Source organism: Maribacter arcticus (assembly GCF_900167935.1).
In the GTDB taxonomy this organism is placed as follows: domain Bacteria; phylum Bacteroidota; class Bacteroidia; order Flavobacteriales; family Flavobacteriaceae; genus Maribacter; species Maribacter arcticus.
In genome coordinates, this window is record NZ_FUYL01000010.1 from 17,101 (window position 1) to 34,334 (window position 17,234).

The 17,234-nt window shown below is 34.0% G+C and carries 14 protein-coding genes; 8 read left to right on the forward strand and 6 right to left on the reverse strand.

Features of this window, described 5'->3' with window-relative positions:
* The first annotated feature begins 111 nt into the window (after positions 1-111).
* From B5X55_RS14790 to B5X55_RS14820, 7 genes are all read left to right on the forward strand, one after another.
* Positions 112-1,422 carry a prolyl oligopeptidase family serine peptidase gene (locus B5X55_RS14790; protein ID WP_079513413.1) on the forward strand — a complete coding sequence of 437 codons (1,311 nt, stop codon included), beginning with the start codon at positions 112-114 and terminating at the stop codon, positions 1,420-1,422.
* Between the two features lie 144 nt (positions 1,423-1,566).
* Positions 1,567-1,758, forward strand: coding sequence for a cold-shock protein (locus tag B5X55_RS14795; RefSeq protein WP_027067037.1), 192 nt, complete (start codon positions 1,567-1,569; stop codon positions 1,756-1,758).
* Between the two features lie 121 nt (positions 1,759-1,879).
* The gene (locus B5X55_RS14800; protein ID WP_079513414.1) at positions 1,880-2,329 is read left to right on the forward strand and encodes a KTSC domain-containing protein; all 450 of its coding nucleotides are present in this window, start codon (positions 1,880-1,882) and stop codon (positions 2,327-2,329) included.
* Between the two features lie 34 nt (positions 2,330-2,363).
* Positions 2,364-3,665: a DEAD/DEAH box helicase gene (locus B5X55_RS14805; protein ID WP_079513415.1), complete on the forward strand. Its 1,302-nt coding sequence runs from the start codon at positions 2,364-2,366 to the stop codon at positions 3,663-3,665.
* Between the two features lie 37 nt (positions 3,666-3,702).
* Positions 3,703-5,253 (forward strand): SDR family NAD(P)-dependent oxidoreductase, encoded by a 1,551-nt coding sequence (locus tag B5X55_RS14810; RefSeq protein WP_079513416.1) that lies wholly within the window; start codon positions 3,703-3,705, stop codon positions 5,251-5,253.
* A 198-nt stretch (positions 5,254-5,451) separates the two neighbouring features.
* Positions 5,452-8,454 carry a WD40/YVTN/BNR-like repeat-containing protein gene (locus B5X55_RS14815; RefSeq protein ID WP_079513417.1) on the forward strand — a complete coding sequence of 1,001 codons (3,003 nt, stop codon included), beginning with the start codon at positions 5,452-5,454 and terminating at the stop codon, positions 8,452-8,454.
* A 102-nt stretch (positions 8,455-8,556) separates the two neighbouring features.
* On the forward strand, positions 8,557-9,393 hold the full coding sequence (locus tag B5X55_RS14820; RefSeq protein WP_079513418.1) for a 3-keto-disaccharide hydrolase: 837 nt from the start codon (positions 8,557-8,559) through the stop codon (positions 9,391-9,393).
* Between the two features lie 31 nt (positions 9,394-9,424).
* Here the strand turns inward: B5X55_RS14820 and B5X55_RS14825 are convergent, their stop codons facing one another.
* The 4 genes from B5X55_RS14825 to B5X55_RS14840 all read right to left on the reverse strand — a co-directional run bounded on the left by B5X55_RS14825 (position 9,425) and on the right by B5X55_RS14840 (position 14,729).
* Positions 9,425-10,531, reverse strand: a complete 1,107-nt coding sequence (locus B5X55_RS14825) for a Gfo/Idh/MocA family protein (RefSeq protein ID WP_079513419.1) — start codon at positions 10,529-10,531, stop codon at positions 9,425-9,427.
* A gap of 197 nt (positions 10,532-10,728) precedes the next feature.
* A complete protein-coding gene (locus tag B5X55_RS14830) occupies positions 10,729-12,795 on the reverse strand; it encodes a tetratricopeptide repeat-containing sensor histidine kinase (RefSeq protein WP_079513420.1) in 2,067 nt (688 codons plus the stop codon).
* A 293-nt stretch (positions 12,796-13,088) separates the two neighbouring features.
* Positions 13,089-13,922, reverse strand: a complete 834-nt coding sequence (locus B5X55_RS14835; protein WP_079513421.1) for an IolE/MocC family protein — start codon at positions 13,920-13,922, stop codon at positions 13,089-13,091.
* A complete protein-coding gene (locus B5X55_RS14840) occupies positions 13,923-14,729 on the reverse strand; it encodes a phytanoyl-CoA dioxygenase family protein (RefSeq protein WP_079513422.1) in 807 nt (268 codons plus the stop codon).
* Between the two features lie 131 nt (positions 14,730-14,860).
* Between B5X55_RS14840 and B5X55_RS14845 the strand changes: the two genes are divergently transcribed.
* Positions 14,861-15,694, forward strand: coding sequence for an AraC family transcriptional regulator (locus tag B5X55_RS14845; RefSeq protein WP_079513423.1), 834 nt, complete (start codon positions 14,861-14,863; stop codon positions 15,692-15,694).
* Between the two features lie 8 nt (positions 15,695-15,702).
* Here B5X55_RS14845 and B5X55_RS14850 read toward each other — a convergent pair whose 3' ends face one another.
* Both B5X55_RS14850 and B5X55_RS14855 read right to left on the reverse strand, forming a co-directional pair.
* Entirely contained in the window at positions 15,703-16,254 is a 552-nt protein-coding gene (locus B5X55_RS14850; RefSeq protein WP_079513424.1) for a DUF4494 domain-containing protein, read from the reverse strand.
* A gap of 191 nt (positions 16,255-16,445) precedes the next feature.
* Complete coding sequence (locus tag B5X55_RS14855) at positions 16,446-17,216, reverse strand: DUF481 domain-containing protein (RefSeq protein ID WP_079513425.1); 771 nt, start codon at positions 17,214-17,216, stop codon at positions 16,446-16,448.
* Positions 17,217-17,234: the final 18 nt, after the last annotated feature.

Below are 17,234 nucleotides of genomic sequence, written 5' to 3' on the forward strand. Positions count from 1 at the left end.
AATCCTTTTTAATTAATAAATAACAACTGTAGTTAGAATATGAATTTTAATAGTCTTGATTTTATAGTAAAAACTAGTACCTTACTACCATCACTTTAAACTTCTAGTACCATGAAAAAATCGCTACTACCATTACTATTGATTCTATTTACATTACAACAATTACCAATGAAAGCTGCAGTTGCTAAAGTTTCTCAAGAATCTGGTTATACCGAAGGAAACTACACTCTAATTATAGAAGGGTACGATTGGGGTCCTGCGGTCAAAAAAGTTGTTGTGTCAATTAAAGATGTAGTTACCGAAGCAAATGCATCTGATTTTTCGGTCGCAGTTAAGCGCACTAAAAAAGGTGTAGAAATGCAACCTGCAGAATCACAAGGGGACAGAGAAGTCTTATTTGCCTATGTTTCTGATGAAGAGGGGAATAGAATAGCCGAAGGAAACCATATTAGCCTAGTGCTATTAGTACATCCAAATAACCCGTTAGATTCTCCAATCAAATATATTTTTAAAAATGGTAGAGGTAGTAATCAGTGGATTGACTATAGAATGAATATAACACATACACCAACATCAAAGATTTGGGATACAGAAGCTGAACGAATATATTCAGATTTAGATAGGTTTGATTTAGAAGGGACATATACCAGTGATGGAACAGCTTTATCTTATGGTTCTTTTGAACCTGAGGGGGCGTCTACTAAAATGCCGCTAATCATTTGGTTACATGGTGGGGGTGAAGGTGGTACTGACCCTAGTATTGCTTTAATTGCAAATAAAGCAACCAATTATGCTACTCCTGAAATACAATCTTATTTCGGAGGAGCTTATGTTTTAGTACCCCAAACACCTACATTTTGGATGCAGAGCGTATCAGGAGATTATACGAGAGGGGATACAGAAGATATTTATAATAAAGCGTTGTTCAATTTAATAGAAAATTATGTTACAAAGCATCCAAAGATAGATACCGATAGAATTTATGTTGGTGGATGTTCAAATGGCGGCTATATGAGTTTAAAATTAATACTGAATCATCCGGAGTATTTTGCGGCTGGTTATATAAGTGCTTTAGCCTACCAAAACGAATATATTACCGATGAAGAAATAGAACGAATTAAAAATGTTCCTTTATGGTTCGTACATTCTAAAGATGATACGACCACTGTACCAGATGAAACCGTTGTACCATTATACAATAGATTGATTTCTGCTGGCGCACCTAGCGTGCATTTTTCTTTTTATGATCATGTGGTTGATTTAACCGGTTTTTATGGTGGCAAGGATTATTATTTTCCTGGACATTGGTCTTGGATATATTCACATGCAAATAATGCCAATTTTGATTTTAACCGAGAACCTGTACAAATAAATGGTAAGGGAGTCACAATTATGGAGTGGTTAGCTGTTCAAAAAAGGTAAAATCTTTCTTTAATAAGGTTGAAAAGGTTGAAAACTCTTAAATATTTGCCAAAAAATGTATTTAAGTGAACTTAAAACATTGTATGTCAAGTTTTGTAGTCATCTTTGCAAAATAAATAGTATTATAAATTAAATTACATTACAATGAGTAAAGGAACAGTAAAATTTTTCAACGACACAAAAGGTTTCGGTTTTATCACTGAAGAAGGTGTTGAAAAAGACCACTTTGTACACATTTCAGGTTTAATCGACGAAATTCGTGAAGGCGATGAAGTTGAATTCGAACTAAAAGAAGGTAACAAAGGATTAAACGCAGTGAACGTAAAAGTTATCTAAACATATATACTTTCAAGTTTAAGAAAAAGCCCTTCCATAGTGAAGGGCTTTTTTATTACTCATTTTCAAGCTTCTAGGTCAAAATAAAGACGTAATTTTGCACCCGCAAAAAAGTCGTATTATGAAGCGTATTAATGAATACAAAAAACTCTTTGGAGTTGAAAAGGAAATCGAGCTTAAAACTCTTAAATCTACTTACAGAAATTTGGTAAAAGAATGGCATCCAGACAAATTTCAAGAAGGTGATGAAAAACGTGAAGAGGCTGAAATAGAAAGTCGTCGAATTATAGACGGTTACCATTTTTTAGTAAGTATCGCTCCTGAAACTTTAGAGGCAAACAATGATGTTTACCAAGAAACTATAAATAATTCTGGTATAGCAGATTATCAACACAATGGTCTTGTATTGGAAATTACATTTTTAGATGGTTCTACTTATGAGTATTTCGGAGTTACTAAGCCTATTTTTCAAAAAATGATTAACTCTAACAAGTTGAACAGATTTGCAAAAAGAAGCATTTACCCAAATTACATTTATAGAAAATCAAAAAGAGTCCTTCAAGAGGCCTAGAATTTGATATATAATTTAAAATCACAGATATCGCATGAAAAATCAAGAAGAGATTTTATCGAAATTGAATATTGATGCGTTGAATCCTATGCAAGAGGAGGCGCTAACTGTGATTTCATCTACAGCCAACACAATTCTATTATCACCAACAGGTACTGGAAAAACGTTGGCTTTTTTACTTCCTATTTTAGAGGTTTTAGACCACGATAATCCTGAGGTTCAAGTATTAATTTTAGTGCCTTCGCGAGAATTGGCTATTCAAATCGAACAAGTAATTCGCAATATGGGGTCTGGTTTTAAGGTTAACGCCATTTATGGCGGTAGACCTATGTCTAAAGATAAGATTGAACTAAAACATACGCCCGCAATTCTTGTAGGAACACCTGGTAGAATTCTAGACCATTTTATGGCAGATCGTTTTACCAAAGAACATATTACCCATTTGGTGCTTGATGAATTCGATAAGTCTTTAGAAGTTGGTTTTGAGGAGGAAATGACTGAAATTCTTGCAGAATTACCCAACCTTAAAAAACGTATTCTTACATCTGCTACAGAGGGGGTTAAGATTCCGAAGTTTGTAGGTATGGAAAACCCGAGGAGAATAAATTTTCTTAAGAAGGAAACCCCATCACAACTAACAATCAGCACTGTTTTATCTGAAGATAAAGACAAGCTGAAAACGTTAGTTCAGTTATTAAAATTTATAGGAGAACAACCAGGTATCATCTTTTGTAATTTTAAAGATAGTATTGAAAGTGTTAGTTCTTATTTAAGTCAGCAACATATTTTACATGAATGCTTTTCTGGCGGCATGGAACAGAAAGACCGTGAACGTGCTTTAATTAAGTTTAGAAACGGTAGTAGTCGTATCTTATTAGCTACCGATTTGGCAGCTAGAGGAATAGATATACCTGAGTTAAAATTCATAATTCATTACGAATTACCACATCGTGTTGAAGAATTCACCCATCGTAATGGAAGAACTGCTCGTGTTAATGAAGCGGGTACTGCCTATGTCTTAAAATGGGATAAAGAATCGTTACCTGAGTTTATTTCGAAATCAAAGGGAATCAACATCAGTAAATCCAATAGGTTAGGAGACCCATTTTGGGAAACGCTATTCATTTCTGGTGGACGAAAAGATAAAATATCAAAAGGTGATATTGCAGGACTTTTCTTTAAACAAGCCGGACTGAATCCAAACCAACTAGGAGACATTGAATTAAAACAAGATTGTGCTTTTGTTGCCGTTCCCAAAAACAATTCAAAAGAACTGGTTAACAATTTGAACAATTCTAGATTAAAAAAGAAAAAAGTACGTATTACTGTACTTTAAACATAGTTAGTATTTTTGCCCTTTTTAAGGTTGTATGATGAAGGATAAACAGCACGAGAACGAAACTGAAATCGATTTAAACGAAATTGAAAGTTGTATTGAAATTTTAAATCGTTTGGTTACCGACACAAACCAAATTTTTGAGATTCCAGAAGATAGACGAATTGCCTTAATCAAAGTTGCAGGTCAATTATCGCGCCCTAACAAACAAGAGTTTGCAAAAAGGGTAAAAGATGCCAAGCGAAACGAGAAAAGAAAACAAGCGGTTCGCGATAAACATGCGCGTAAAGAAACTGGTATTCGTAGTGCGCGTGAAGCTCATGTATTTGTAGCTCCTAAATTATTACCCGCTGCAGAATTAGAAAGTAAAGATTTACCAGAACTTGCAACACCTCGTAATTGTTATGTTTGTAAGACCGAGTTTACGAAACTTCATCATTTTTATGATACTATGTGTTCCGATTGTGGCGATTTTAATTATGCCAAACGGTTTCAAAACGCCAATGTAAAAGGTCAAATCGCTGTTATTACCGGTTCTCGACTAAAAATTGGCTATCATATTACTCTAATGCTTTTACGTGGTGGTGCTACCGTAATTGCGACGACACGATTTCCTGTGGATTCTGCACTTCGTTTTTCTAAGGAGGAAGATTTTATGGAATGGGGGCATCGACTAAAAATTCACGGACTAGATTTACGCCATATACCTAGTGTTGAAATCTTCTGCAATTTTATTGAGCAGCAGTATGACAAACTTGATATATTGATTAATAATGCAGCACAAACCGTTCGTAGACCAGCAGGATTTTACCATCATTTAATGGAAAACGAGGAACGTGAAATTTCTTCATTGCCTAAATTTGCCCAAATGGTCTTGAGCGATCATGAAAATTGTTTGGATGAATTAAAATTGTTTAGCACTAAAGCTTCTCCAAATCAAAATATGCCAGTTACTTGGCACGGACCTGAACCTGGTATAGGTTTGCGGGCTTCTGCTAAATTATCTCAAATACCTTATAGTTTTGATAATGCTTTGGTTGCCCAAGAGGTTTTTCCAACAGGGGAATTAGATGCAGATTTACAACAAGTAGATTTACGTAAAACTAATAGCTGGAGATTAAAATTAGGTGAAATCGAAACCACCGAAATGATTGAGGTTCAATTGGTGAATTCTGTAGCGCCTTTCGTGCTTTGCAACCGGTTAGCCGAATTAATGAAAAAAGAGAATACTGGTCAGAAGCATATTATAAATGTAACGGCGATGGAAGGTAAATTTCACCGTTTTTTTAAAGAATCTCGCCACCCACACACCAATATGGCTAAGGCTGCTTTAAATATGCTTACCCATACTGCTTCTGGTGAATTGGCCAAAGATGGTATTTTTATGAATGCCGTTGATACGGGTTGGGTTACAGATGAAGATCCTGCAGAATTAGCTAAGAAAAAACAAGAAGTCCACGATTTTCAACCACCTTTAGATATTGTTGATGGTGCTGCCAGAGTAATGGATCCATTGTTCGACGGAATCAATACTGGTAAACACTGGTGTGGAAAATTCTTGAAAGATTACTTTCCTATAGACTGGTAAACGTATTCAACTTTAATACTATTATGATAGATTGGTGAATTGGTATTATTATGAATAGGTTCAAATTGCCCCACTTTATTATAAATACTTAATTCATATTGATGAAAACAAGATAATCGCAAAAATGTGGTGAAGTCTATGTTATAATTATTGGTTTAACTAACTTTAGCTTTTGACCAACCAATTATTAAGATACCGATGAAGAGATTATTCTGCAACCTTGCCTTTTTCACTTGTTTATTTATTTCAACAACACTTTTATCTCAAGATTTTTCAGCTTTTGAATATCGTACCATTGGTCCTTCAAGAGGTGGTCGGGTAACTACAGTAACTGGCACTGCAATGCAACCAGGTACTTTTTATCTAGGCGCCACAGGGGCAGGAGTATGGAAGACTGAAGACTATGGTACAACTTGGAATAATATCTCTGACGGATTTTTTGAAACTCCCTCAATAGGTGCTATTGAAGTAGCTGTTAATGACCCAAATATTATTTATGTGGGTACTGGTTCTGATGGACTTCGTAGTAATATAATCAGTGGAAAAGGAGTTTATAAATCTATTGATGCAGGTATAACCTGGTCGCATATTGGCCTTGATAATGTTGGTCAAATTGGTGCTGTAGAAATTGACCCTACCAATAGCAATATTGTTTGGGTAGCCGCCATTGGAAACGCTTTTAAACCAAATGAAGAACGTGGTGTATATAAAACCATTGATGGGGGTGTAACTTGGGAGAAGGTATTATTCGTTTCGAATAAAACAGGCTTTGCAGATATAGAGTTGTTACCAGGAAACCCAAATGTTGTTTTTGCAGCTGCTTGGAAAGCACAACGTACACCATGGACAATTGATTCTGGAGGAGAGAATAAAGAAGGCGGCATTTATAAATCGGTTAATGGGGGTAAAGATTGGACGAAGTTAGAAGATGGTTTGCCAAAGGGCTTAATTGGTAAAATAGATTTAGCTGTTGCTGCGTCTGATTCGAAAATCGTTTATGCCGTTATAGAAGCACCTGATGATGAAGGGGGTGTTTATAAATCTATAGATCAAGGTAAAAGCTTTCAACAAACGTCTAGTGAAAAGGGACTTGTAAATAGACCTTTCTATTATACCAATATTGAGGTAGACCCTACCAATCCTGATATTGTATATTCAAATGCTAATCCGTTATTAAAATCGAAAGATGGTGGTAAAACTTGGACCATTATGGCTGTTCCACATGGAGACAATCATGATATTTGGCTAAATCCGAATAATCCTGAATTATTGATTCAAAGTAATGATGGCGGGGCTAATATTTCGCATAACGGAGGAAAAACATGGTCTTCTCAGTTTAATCAACCCACTGCAGAAATTTATCAAGTTGCTGTAGATGACCAATATCCTTATTGGGTGTACGGTGCTCAACAAGACAATACCACAATTGCTATACCGAGTTCTTCACCAAGTGGTTCTTCGCCACAAGGTACTCAAGTAATGATTGAAGTAGGAGGCTGTGAAACTGGACCAGCAATACCTAAACCAGGTAATTCTGATATCGTTTACAATAATTGTAAAGGGCGATTTAGTGTTTATAATAAAATAACAGGAGCTAACCGTGAGTATTCAATTGGCGCTTCGAATATTTATGGTCATAATCCTAAGGATTTAAAATATAGATTTCAGCGTGTAGCTCCGGTTCACGTTTCTCCACATGATCCAGATGTAGTGTACATGGGGTCGCAGTTTGTTCATAAAACTAGAAATGACGGAGTTATTTGGGAAACAATTTCGCCAGATTTGACTGCTTTTGAAGCTGATAAGCAGGTTGTTTCTGGTAACCCAATAACACGTGATATAACAGGGGAGGAGTATTACAGTACACTGTATTCTATTCGGGAATCTAAGATTCAAAAAGACCTTATTTGGACAGGTTCTAATGATGGTATTATTTCCCTTACTAAAGATGGAGGGCAGACTTGGGAAAACGTTACTCCTAAAAAAATGCTTAAAGGTGGTAGGGTAGAATCAGTAGAACCATCGCAATTCGACCCGGCTAAAGCATACATTTCTGTAGATAGACATCTTTTGGGTGATAACATACCGTATTTCTATATGACTAAAGATTTCGGAAAAAATTGGGAATTAATAAGTACGGCTACTAACGGAATACCTGCCGATTATACAGCTAAAGTATTACGTGAAGACCCTGTAAAAGAGGGTCTTTTATATGCTGGTACTGAATATGGAATGTTCGTTTCCTTTGACGAAGGAAAAAAATGGAAACCATTTCAACAGAACCTACCTATTACGCCAATTACCGATGTAATCATCCATAGAGGAGATTTGGTTATAAGTACGATGGGTCGTGGATTTTGGATTCTAGATAATATTACCTCTCTAAGAAACCCTGAAATAGCTGATTTAAATGATAAACCAATATTGTTTAAACCTGACACTACGATTCGGTATAGAACAGGTAGAGCTTCGAGTGACTTTCCAAATTACCCAGCCACCAGTGTAATTATTGATTACTATCTCCCAAACGATATAACTAAAGATGTTCAGTTAAAAATATTGGATGCAAACAAAAAATCCATTGTTACTATCGTGAGTGATTCTACCCAATTAACGTCTACGTCTGAAGAGGTTCAAGACATGGGTCTAAATATGACCTTTAGCTATTTGGACACAAAGCTTGAAACTAAAAAAGGCTTAAATCGTTTTGCTTGGGATTTAAAACAAAAAGGAGCTTGGAGCGATAAGAAATCCAGGTTGTTTAAAAATGGACCAATGGTGCCACCAGGTATGTATACGGTAAGTTTAACCGTTGGAAAGGAAACTTTAGAGCAAACATTCGAAATCATAGTCGATCCACGCCTTGAAAAAGAAGGCATTACAAGTACTACATTTCAAGAACAACTAGCCTTTGAAAACAAAGTAATCAGTTTATTATCTGAAGCACGAAAATTTCAAGTAAAAGTAGAAGCTGAATTGAAAAAGAGTACAAATTCTGAAAAGAAAGCCTCATTAGAGAAGGTATTGAAAGAACTCAAGAATGAAGAAGGTGCATATCCTCAGCAAATGTTGGTTGCGCAGATTTCGTATTTATCATACATTGTTGGTGATACTGATAAGGAAATAGGTAAAGATGCCAAAGAGCGATATATAGAATTGGTTTCTAAATTTGACCAGTTAAAATCTAAGGCAGGAATTTAATAATGTTGTGATTAAACGTATAGAAAATTCAAATTAAAAGGTGTGTCATTTGGCATACCTTTTTTTGTTACTTTTAAAATTCAAGAAACAAAATCCATCAAAATGAAATTAAATAAAAATGTTTGGTTATCACTATCCTCAATAATGGTGTTGTCAATGATAATTTCCTGTGGGGTGAAGAAATCGGATGTTAAAAAAGAAAATAACGTTCATGAATCAGATGGAGTTTCAAAGCCTGAATGGGTTTCAATTTTTAATGGAACAGATTTAACCGGTTGGACCATAAAAATACCTGGCCATCCATTAGGAGAAAACTTTGGTAATACCTTACGAGTAGAAGATAGTATTCTTAAAATACGATATGATGCTTACGGACCAGAATTTAATGATCGTTTTGGTACGGTATATTTTGATAGGTATTTAACTGATTACCGCATTAAAGTAGAATATCGATTTGTTGGAGAAACTGCTCAAGGTGCACCGAATTGGGGTTATCGCGATAGCGGTATTCAATTTTATGGACAACCACCAGCTACACAAAAGATGGATCAGGCTTTTCCTGTGTGTTTAGAATATAATTTTCATGGAGGAAACGGTACTGATGACCGACCTTTAGGAGCTGCGTGTACCAACGGAATTTTCATAGAATATAATGGACAGAAGAATACCACTACCTGTATTGCTGCAGATGTCTCTAAAACGTTTCATGGTAATCAATGGGTTACTGCTGAGATAGATGTGAGAGATGGTAAAATCACACATTATGTAAATGGTGAGGAGATTTTAAACTATGCGAACCCCACTTATAACGTAGAAAATGAAACGGCTAAAATGTTGATAACCGGTAGTGATGCAAAAGTAAAAGGTGGCTATGTCTCTTTACAGTCCAATAGCCACCCAATAGATTTTCGTAAAATAGAATTGCTAGAATATAAATAGTCTAATAATTGAACTAATTAAAAACTCTAGATTATAAGGTTACTTTTTCTCCTGTTTTTGCCGCTAAAAATATAGCGTCAATAATTTTCATATCCTTTACACCTTCTTCTCCATCAACGGGAACGATAGGTTGTACACCATCAAAAATCAGTGCAGCCATACCATCCATCTGTAACGTTTGATGTGTAACGTGAGGTTGGGTCAATGGGCCCTTATGTGTTCTTCCTTCAATTGGTCCGTAACCTGTAGACGGCTGCATTTCTACAAATCCTTTAGAACCAGTCATATAAAATCTGTCTAAATTGTTCATACTATACGTAGAAAGGCAATTAGCCACAGCACCACTAGGGAAACCCATTTGAAATTGTATCGTTTCATCGATACCTTCCTTGAATTTTACTGGATCTGTCTTTGTTTCTTGTGCCGTTACCCAAACCGGTTCTTCACCTAGCATATAGCGCGCACCGTTTATAGAATAAATACCAATATCCATCATAGCTCCACCACCAGAAAGTTCTTTGTTCAAACGCCATTGTGTTGGGTCTCCTATTGTAAACCCTGATTGCCCTTGAAAAAATTTGGTCTCACCAAAAACTCCGTCTTTTCGCATTTGAATAACGGCAACGGTCTTAGGTTCAAAATGCATTCTATAACCAATCAACAATTTTACATTTGCAGCCTTACAAACATCTACCATTTCTTGCCCTTCTTGGGCATTGATACCCATCGGCTTTTCACTTATGACATGTTTACCTGCTTTGGCTACTCGAATAGTTTGTTCCTTATGCAATCCGTTAGGGGTAATAATATAAACGGCATCAATATCTGGATTGTCTTTTATAGCATCGAAATTTTCATAGTTATAGCAATTCTTTTCTGGAATATTATATTTCGATTGCCACTTTTTTATTTTGCTAGGTGTACCACTAATTACGCCTACCAATTTAGCTCGCTTACAAGATTGCATAGCTTCCGCTACACGCGTACCGTAACTACCTAAACCCATTATGGCTACTTTTAGAATAGGTCCGTCGTATGGTTCAGTAGTTGCTGCAAATAAGCTGGCAGGACTGTACAAAATAGGTATAGCAAACGAAGTTACCGATAATGTTTCCAAAAATTTTCTTCTCGAAGTCATAGGATTATATATTTGGTTGGTTTTCCGAACCTAAATATAAGTAATCTTGGTCTGTAATATGCATTCGAACCTAGGTAAAGAAAATCGTGTTTTTGTTTTTAAGCAATACAATGTTATGATTAATAAAGAATCTAAAGTGTTCAAAATCAGATTTTTTCATCTTTGAAGTTATTAGGTCTTCTTTTTTAACGATTACTTTAAACTGCTTTTTTTATTTTTAATTTGGAAGGAATAGTAAAATAAAAAGTAGTTCCTTTTTTTAAAACACTTTCTACCCATATTTTACCCCCATTCTTTTCTACCATTTCTTGACATAGGTATAATCCTAACCCAGTTCCTTTTTCATTATTAGTGCCGAAGGTAGATTCATAATTATTTTTCTTAAATAGCCTATTTTGTGCTTCTAAATTCATTCCAACCCCATTATCTGATATCGAAAGCTGTAAATGGCCATCTTCTTCTATCCCAGAAATAGTAATACTACCATTAGAATTGGTGAATTTAATTGAATTGCTAAGTAGATTTCTTAATACAATATCTATATGTGCAGCATCACTGAAACTAACTATGTCTTCAACGATTTCATTTATTATGTCAATTGATTTTTTATCTGCCAGTGGTTTTAGTAAACGAACGTTCTTTTGAACCAACCTATGAATATTGATATTCTTTGGCTCATGTGATGTACCACTAATTTGAGTTTTCCCCCATATTAATAGATTATCAAGCATTTCTGCTATCGAGCTTAGATCTTGCAGGGCTACTGGTAAAAATTTGTCTGAATCTTCTTTTGGCATTTGACCAAGTACATATAACTGCATTATTCCATGAAAGGAGTGAATAGGACCTCTTAAATCGTGTGCTATAAGTGAGAATAGTTTATCTTTTGTTGTATTACTTTCCTTTAATTCTAATTCTCTTTGGATTAATATTTGTTGCTTTTTTTGCAAAATCCCATTAAATTGCCCTTGAACCTTATAGTTTCTATAAATTAAAATAAACATTACTATGAGCAAGATGACTCCACCTGAGGCAATATAAGTAAGTGCTTGCTGGCTTGCTAATTCTCTATTTTTCTCGTCAAGTATTTGTTTTTTCTGAACTTCAAATTTTTGATTGCTTCGCAACATTTCCAAACCTTTCTTGAAGTTTTCTGAATCTGCCTCTTCATTAAGTTTTAAGTAAATATCTTGATAATCTAAGGCTGTTTTATACTGTCCTTTTAATCTGTTAATTGTTGAAAGAGTTTTAGAAGACCTCATTAGTGCATCTGGATAGTAGGAAGTTTTCGATTCTATATTAGCCTTTAATGCATAATGTTCTGCTGAATCAATCTTACCTAGCCCTATATAAGCTTCTGCCAAACCATTATAGGTATTTAAGGAACCTGTAAAATAGTCTAAATCTTCACAGAGCAAATTACTTTCCATATACCATTCTAAGGCATTAGTATAATCTTTTTTTTCAAGAGCAATTATTCCTTTTACCTCATAGCAATAAGACAGCCAGTCCATTTCTCCTTCTTCGGTGAAAATTAACATTGCTTTATCTAATGCTTTATTGGCTTCTTTAAAATTATGCATATAAGCATTTGCAAATGCCATATTACTTAAGGTTCTAGCCAATGAAACTTCATCTTGATTTTCCTTAATATATCTTATGGAATTCTCATGAAAAGTAAGGGCAGTTTCATAGTCTTTAAGACCACTATACATAATTGCAATGTTATCATATAGAATAGACAACATTTTATTGTCGTTATTTTTTTTACTCAATTCAATACCTTCCAAATAAAATTTTAGCGCATTATCTACATCACCATCGATTGAAAGGGTTGTTCCATAATTATTGAGAACAATAATTTTAAGTTGCTCGTATTTATATTTAGTTGAAAATGCTAATGCTGTATCGTAGGCATTTTTATACTTTTCTTTATTAGACATCTGAGAATAATAATCGCCTAAACGTAGATATGCATATCCTTCCCCTTTCTTATAATATGATTTTAAGCTTAAAGCTAATCCTTCGTTTGCTAATAGAAGGGTACTATCGATATTGATATGAATTTGTTCTTTTGCTAATTCAAATAATAAATCAATGTAAGCAGGGTTTTCATGATTAAAATCTGGAGATGTTTTTAGTTCTTCTATTTTTGTTTTAATTTTTTTTACTGTTTGTCCATTAATATTAGATAAGACAATAAAATTAAGAGTAAATACTAACAGGTATATTTGAAAACTACCTTTAGAAAATTTATACTTCATAACACTGGGGGAATTTCGAGGTAAATATATTACCTACTTTAGACCTTACCTTATTTATGTTGTGAAACATCTAATTTTGTATGTAATTTCCTACAAATTTACTTGTTGCGAATCTAATTGTAGTTTAAACCAGTGCATGTATTTTTTTAATTAAATTGAAATTTCAAGAGTATACAATGGAGTAAAAGGAAAAAATTATTTAATCTCTTTTAGCAAAAGGACAGACAGCAAGCAGGAAAAATGATTATTAATTGTTGATTTAAAACAAAAGACTTTTTATGTATTTACAATGGTTATGAGGAAATTAATTGATTTTCTAAAAAGTTTTTCATGCCAATATTTAATTCATGTTGATTAGCTAATGGTTCTTTATTAAAAGGCATTTGTGGCATATAGGGGTAAGGTCCAAATTCTGGTGTTATACTTATTGCCTCCATTGCAGTATGTACATTAACTATACGTTGCCACCAAACTAAATATTGATTTAAATAACTTTTCCATTCTGGTGCAAACGGATTATTTACCTGTGCAGACTGTTCAAAACCAACACGGGCATGAATGTGCTTAATGTGGGGAATAATTTTTTCAAGGATATGTTCTTGATCTTGTAACATACTTTCTGAAACCACACACCAATGCGATAAATCACCCACTAATTTTAATTGTGGATATTTTTCTAAATAACAAAGGGTAGTGGCGGAATGAAAGGTAAAGCGACCCCTGTGAATTTCATGATAAACAGGAATGTTGTTTTGCTTAGAAAAGCTTTCTATTGCTTCAATTACCAAGCAATTATCTTTAAATGAAAAGTGGTCTTTTCCGGTATGGGAATTAATAAAATTTGGATAGTAAGGCAACATACGTTCTAGCTGAGTCAACACATTTAGAATATATGCTTCCACCGTTTCCAATTTTACAGGTAATACTTGCTGTAAAACGCAAATAAAATTTGGATTTTGCTCTCGTGATTTTTCCAAACCTCTCAAAAATTCTTTTTCAAAGGTTTCATCTTCGGGAAGATTAATTTCAACTCCTTGAAAACCTTTTATCTTTACAAGTTCAAAAAAATCTGAAGCAGATAAATTATCACTTCCCCAATGCGGATATAGATAGTTAATTTTCTTCATTTAATATAGAACAGGGTTCAAGGGTGAATTAATGGTTTCTCCAATTTGGACACCAGGACACCAAGTATCCCAATCATTCTGTTGACCATCATTACTTGGCTTTTTTAATTTCATATCCTTATCCATATAAATAACGGTCATTACCTTACGCATTTCTTGAGTTGTATTCGCTCCTGCACGGTGAAATACCCAACCGGAATGAAAACTGACCTCCCCAACATCAAAAGGCTCTATAATAAGTTTAAAATCGGTTACTCTCAATCTTTTTTGTATGGCCTTTTCACTTTCATCACTTATAGAAAGGTCTCTGCCATCCATAATTTCATGGCTTCCAGCACTAAACTCTAAAGGCCCCATAGTTAAAGGGGTTTCCTGCAACGGAATCCAGGCTGTGACGGTTTTATCTGTTTGTAAGGGCCAATAATACTGATCGGCATGCCATGGAGTAATACCGCCACCTGCTTCCTTAAATAAAGCTTGATCATGGTATAGACGAACACCATCTACTTGCATAAGTTCAGTTGCTATTTGTGCCAATCTTTTTGAGAATATTAGCGGTTTTATGGTTTCATCCTCTTTCCACAAATTGAATAACTGTACAAATGCCTTTCCATAAGTATCTCTTTTATCTAAAGGCTTTGGTTCTGCGTTCAATTCTGTTACTTTTTTTGAAACGATACCATTAAAATATGATAGGGTCTCTTCATCAAATACATTTTTTAATTTAATGTAACGGTATGTACTATAAAAATCAATCTGATCCTTTGTTAGGGTATATGGCTTATCAATTAATCCATGGTTTTTCATACTGTATACTATTTAGAGATGTGAAATTATGATGTTAACCTTGATAATAGTTTTTCTATTTTAACCAATACTATGCGTATCTAAACTTTAATTACTTAAATTAACTTAAATAATTGTTCATATAAGCTATAATGAAGCCTGTTGTCGAAAATATCGGTTTACAAAAATCAAAAAAATCTTTTCATTTTTTTAAATTAGAAGAAACCCAGTTTAAACCATTTTGGCATTATCATCCAGAGTTAGAACTTACACTTATTACTAAAGGTTGTGGTACTCGTTTTGTTGGAAATAGTATTCTTCCCTATTCTAAAAATGATTTAGTGCTTATGGGAGCGAATCTTCCTCATAATTACGCATCTCTAAATTATAATGAACAGGAGCGGCAAGGTGCCATTGTACTGCAATTTCCTTCCCATATATTTAATTCGTTTAAGGAATGTGAACTACTTCATGTTTTATACAGTGAAGCTGAAAGAGGTATTCAATTCATTGAACCCAAGGTAAATATTCTTCAATTGATACATGATTTTGAAGGTGTAACCACAACGGAACAGGTAGCTGTTTTGCTTCAAATATTGCATCAATTATTTCATCATAAAAATAGAAAGTATCTGGCTTCCTCAACATACAAGCATCAAATAGTAAGTGCTAAATCTCAAGATAAAATTAAAACTATTACCACGTATATTCTCGAGAATTTAGACAAAAAACTAACTGTAAAAGAGATGGCAGATATATCTAACATGGTAGAACAATCTTTCTGTAGATGGTTTAAAAAGGCTGTAGGACATTCCTTTGTCACATTTTTAAATTCATCTAGAATTGAACAAGCCTGTATGTATTTATCAACTTCAGATAAATACATACAGGCCATTGCTTTTGATTGTGGTTTTGAAAGTGTGTCTCATTTTAATCGCACTTTCAAAAAACTGAAAGGAATAAGTCCGAGAGAATTCAGAGCTTAAACTTTGACTTATGCCTCAGTTTCAGCTTCAATAGGTTCTTCTTCAATAACTTCTGCCACTGCAGGTACTGAATCTTTTAAAATATTAAATTTTTCCACACGTGCCATATCATCCTCTTCACCTGAAAAATATGGAAATACATCCATAATAGGTGATTCTGAAATGGCAGGTACAGTATACTCACCCATAGTATCTTTCATTACACTAATGGTATTGTCATACGCTTCTTTAACATCATTTGCCTGTATCAGCAAATACATATTTGTCTTACGTTCTTTACCGCTTTCTTCATCAAAGGCAATTAAAGAAACTCTAGATTTAAACCATCGGTCTGAATTCTCAAAAGGATGAATTTCTGCATAGTTAGCTACTTTAATATTCGTGATTTTAATTTCATCACTATCACTTAAATAAGCCGACATTTCTTCGGTAATTCTACTTTCGGCCTCTGTATACGAAATTGCATCGACCAAAAAAGGTTCTGTTTTTACTTTTTGCGTACCTGAAGCTTCATCAAGTTTTCTATATTTTACTTTACACTCGTACCAAGTGGCGCTCATATTATTTTGTTTTAGGGGTGTCAAATATAAGTTTTAGCCATAGTTCTTACGGTTAAAAAAGAGGATAGATATTCACAAAATTTCAGTTAAGTACATATTACTTTTATCCTGAGGGGGTTATAAATTTTAATAATGAGTTTTAATCTTGGGATTGCATTTAATCATCTTTAAATTGAATAAAACACATCAGTTTACATAGTAAATGTGAAGCCGAAACTCAAGTTAGAAGAGCGGTCATTTTCCGCCGTAGGCGAAAAACTGCTATAGAAATAATTATAAAGTGCAGATAAACTTATTACTTCTGTTATTGGCAATTCGGCTTTTAATTGACACAATATGCGATGATTAGCAATTTGTTGATATAACGGTTGAAAGTATACTGTTCCTGTTAAATCTAATCGTGTTTTTTTAAATGATTGATTTATGGAAAGGTAACTACTGTTTCTGTGATTATAAAAAAGTTCATTGGTGACATCAATCTTTTCAATTTCGTACATATATGCATTTCCAAAATAAGCCTTCGTAGTTTCTGTTGAAATCATTTTTAAACGAATGCCTGCACCGATTAAATTTCGACTAGTAATGGTCAATAATTTATTATTCTGGTTTTGGATGAACGCCTCTAATCTAAAGAGTTCTGATATTTTTTGATTGTAGCGAAAATGAAAAAACCATGAGTTCTGAAAATCTTGATCTTGACTTCTAATAAGATTATAGTTACCAATGAAAAAGTATATTTTTTTTAAATCTTTAGACTTTAATTGAGTGGTAATGTTTGAACCTATTTGAAAAATATAGTCTCCATTATTATCTGTATAATTAGCTAAGACATCACTTTTAAGTGCAAACCGGGTAGAATCTTTCTGCATTCTTTTCGACTCTATATTCACCAATTGTCCATATGCATTTTGACTAATCGTTTGAAAAATGAAAAAGAAAAATAGGATTCTGAAAATGCTCATCACTTGGTTTTAAAACTA

Bases quoted from the DNA above. Each gene is read 5' to 3' on its own strand.
- B5X55_RS14855 (WP_079513425.1), bottom strand. From the start codon at position 17,216: ATGAGCATTTTCAGAATCCTATTTTTCTTTTTCATTTTTCAAACGATT.
- B5X55_RS14845 (WP_079513423.1), top strand. From the start codon at position 14,861: ATGAAGCCTGTTGTCGAAAATATCGGTTTACAAAAATCAAAAAAATCT.
- B5X55_RS14790 (WP_079513413.1), top strand. From the start codon at position 112: ATGAAAAAATCGCTACTACCATTACTATTGATTCTATTTACATTACAA.
- B5X55_RS14800 (WP_079513414.1), top strand. From the start codon at position 1,880: ATGAAGCGTATTAATGAATACAAAAAACTCTTTGGAGTTGAAAAGGAA.
- B5X55_RS14830 (WP_079513420.1), bottom strand. From the start codon at position 12,795: ATGAAGTATAAATTTTCTAAAGGTAGTTTTCAAATATACCTGTTAGTA.
- B5X55_RS14835 (WP_079513421.1), bottom strand. From the start codon at position 13,922: ATGAAGAAAATTAACTATCTATATCCGCATTGGGGAAGTGATAATTTA.
- B5X55_RS14820 (WP_079513418.1), top strand. From the start codon at position 8,557: ATGAAATTAAATAAAAATGTTTGGTTATCACTATCCTCAATAATGGTG.
- B5X55_RS14795 (WP_027067037.1), top strand. From the start codon at position 1,567: ATGAGTAAAGGAACAGTAAAATTTTTCAACGACACAAAAGGTTTCGGT.
- B5X55_RS14840 (WP_079513422.1), bottom strand. From the start codon at position 14,729: ATGAAAAACCATGGATTAATTGATAAGCCATATACCCTAACAAAGGAT.
- B5X55_RS14815 (WP_079513417.1), top strand. From the start codon at position 5,452: ATGAAGAGATTATTCTGCAACCTTGCCTTTTTCACTTGTTTATTTATT.
- B5X55_RS14850 (WP_079513424.1), bottom strand. From the start codon at position 16,254: ATGAGCGCCACTTGGTACGAGTGTAAAGTAAAATATAGAAAACTTGAT.
- B5X55_RS14805 (WP_079513415.1), top strand. From the start codon at position 2,364: ATGAAAAATCAAGAAGAGATTTTATCGAAATTGAATATTGATGCGTTG.
- B5X55_RS14825 (WP_079513419.1), bottom strand. From the start codon at position 10,531: ATGACTTCGAGAAGAAAATTTTTGGAAACATTATCGGTAACTTCGTTT.
- B5X55_RS14810 (WP_079513416.1), top strand. From the start codon at position 3,703: ATGAAGGATAAACAGCACGAGAACGAAACTGAAATCGATTTAAACGAA.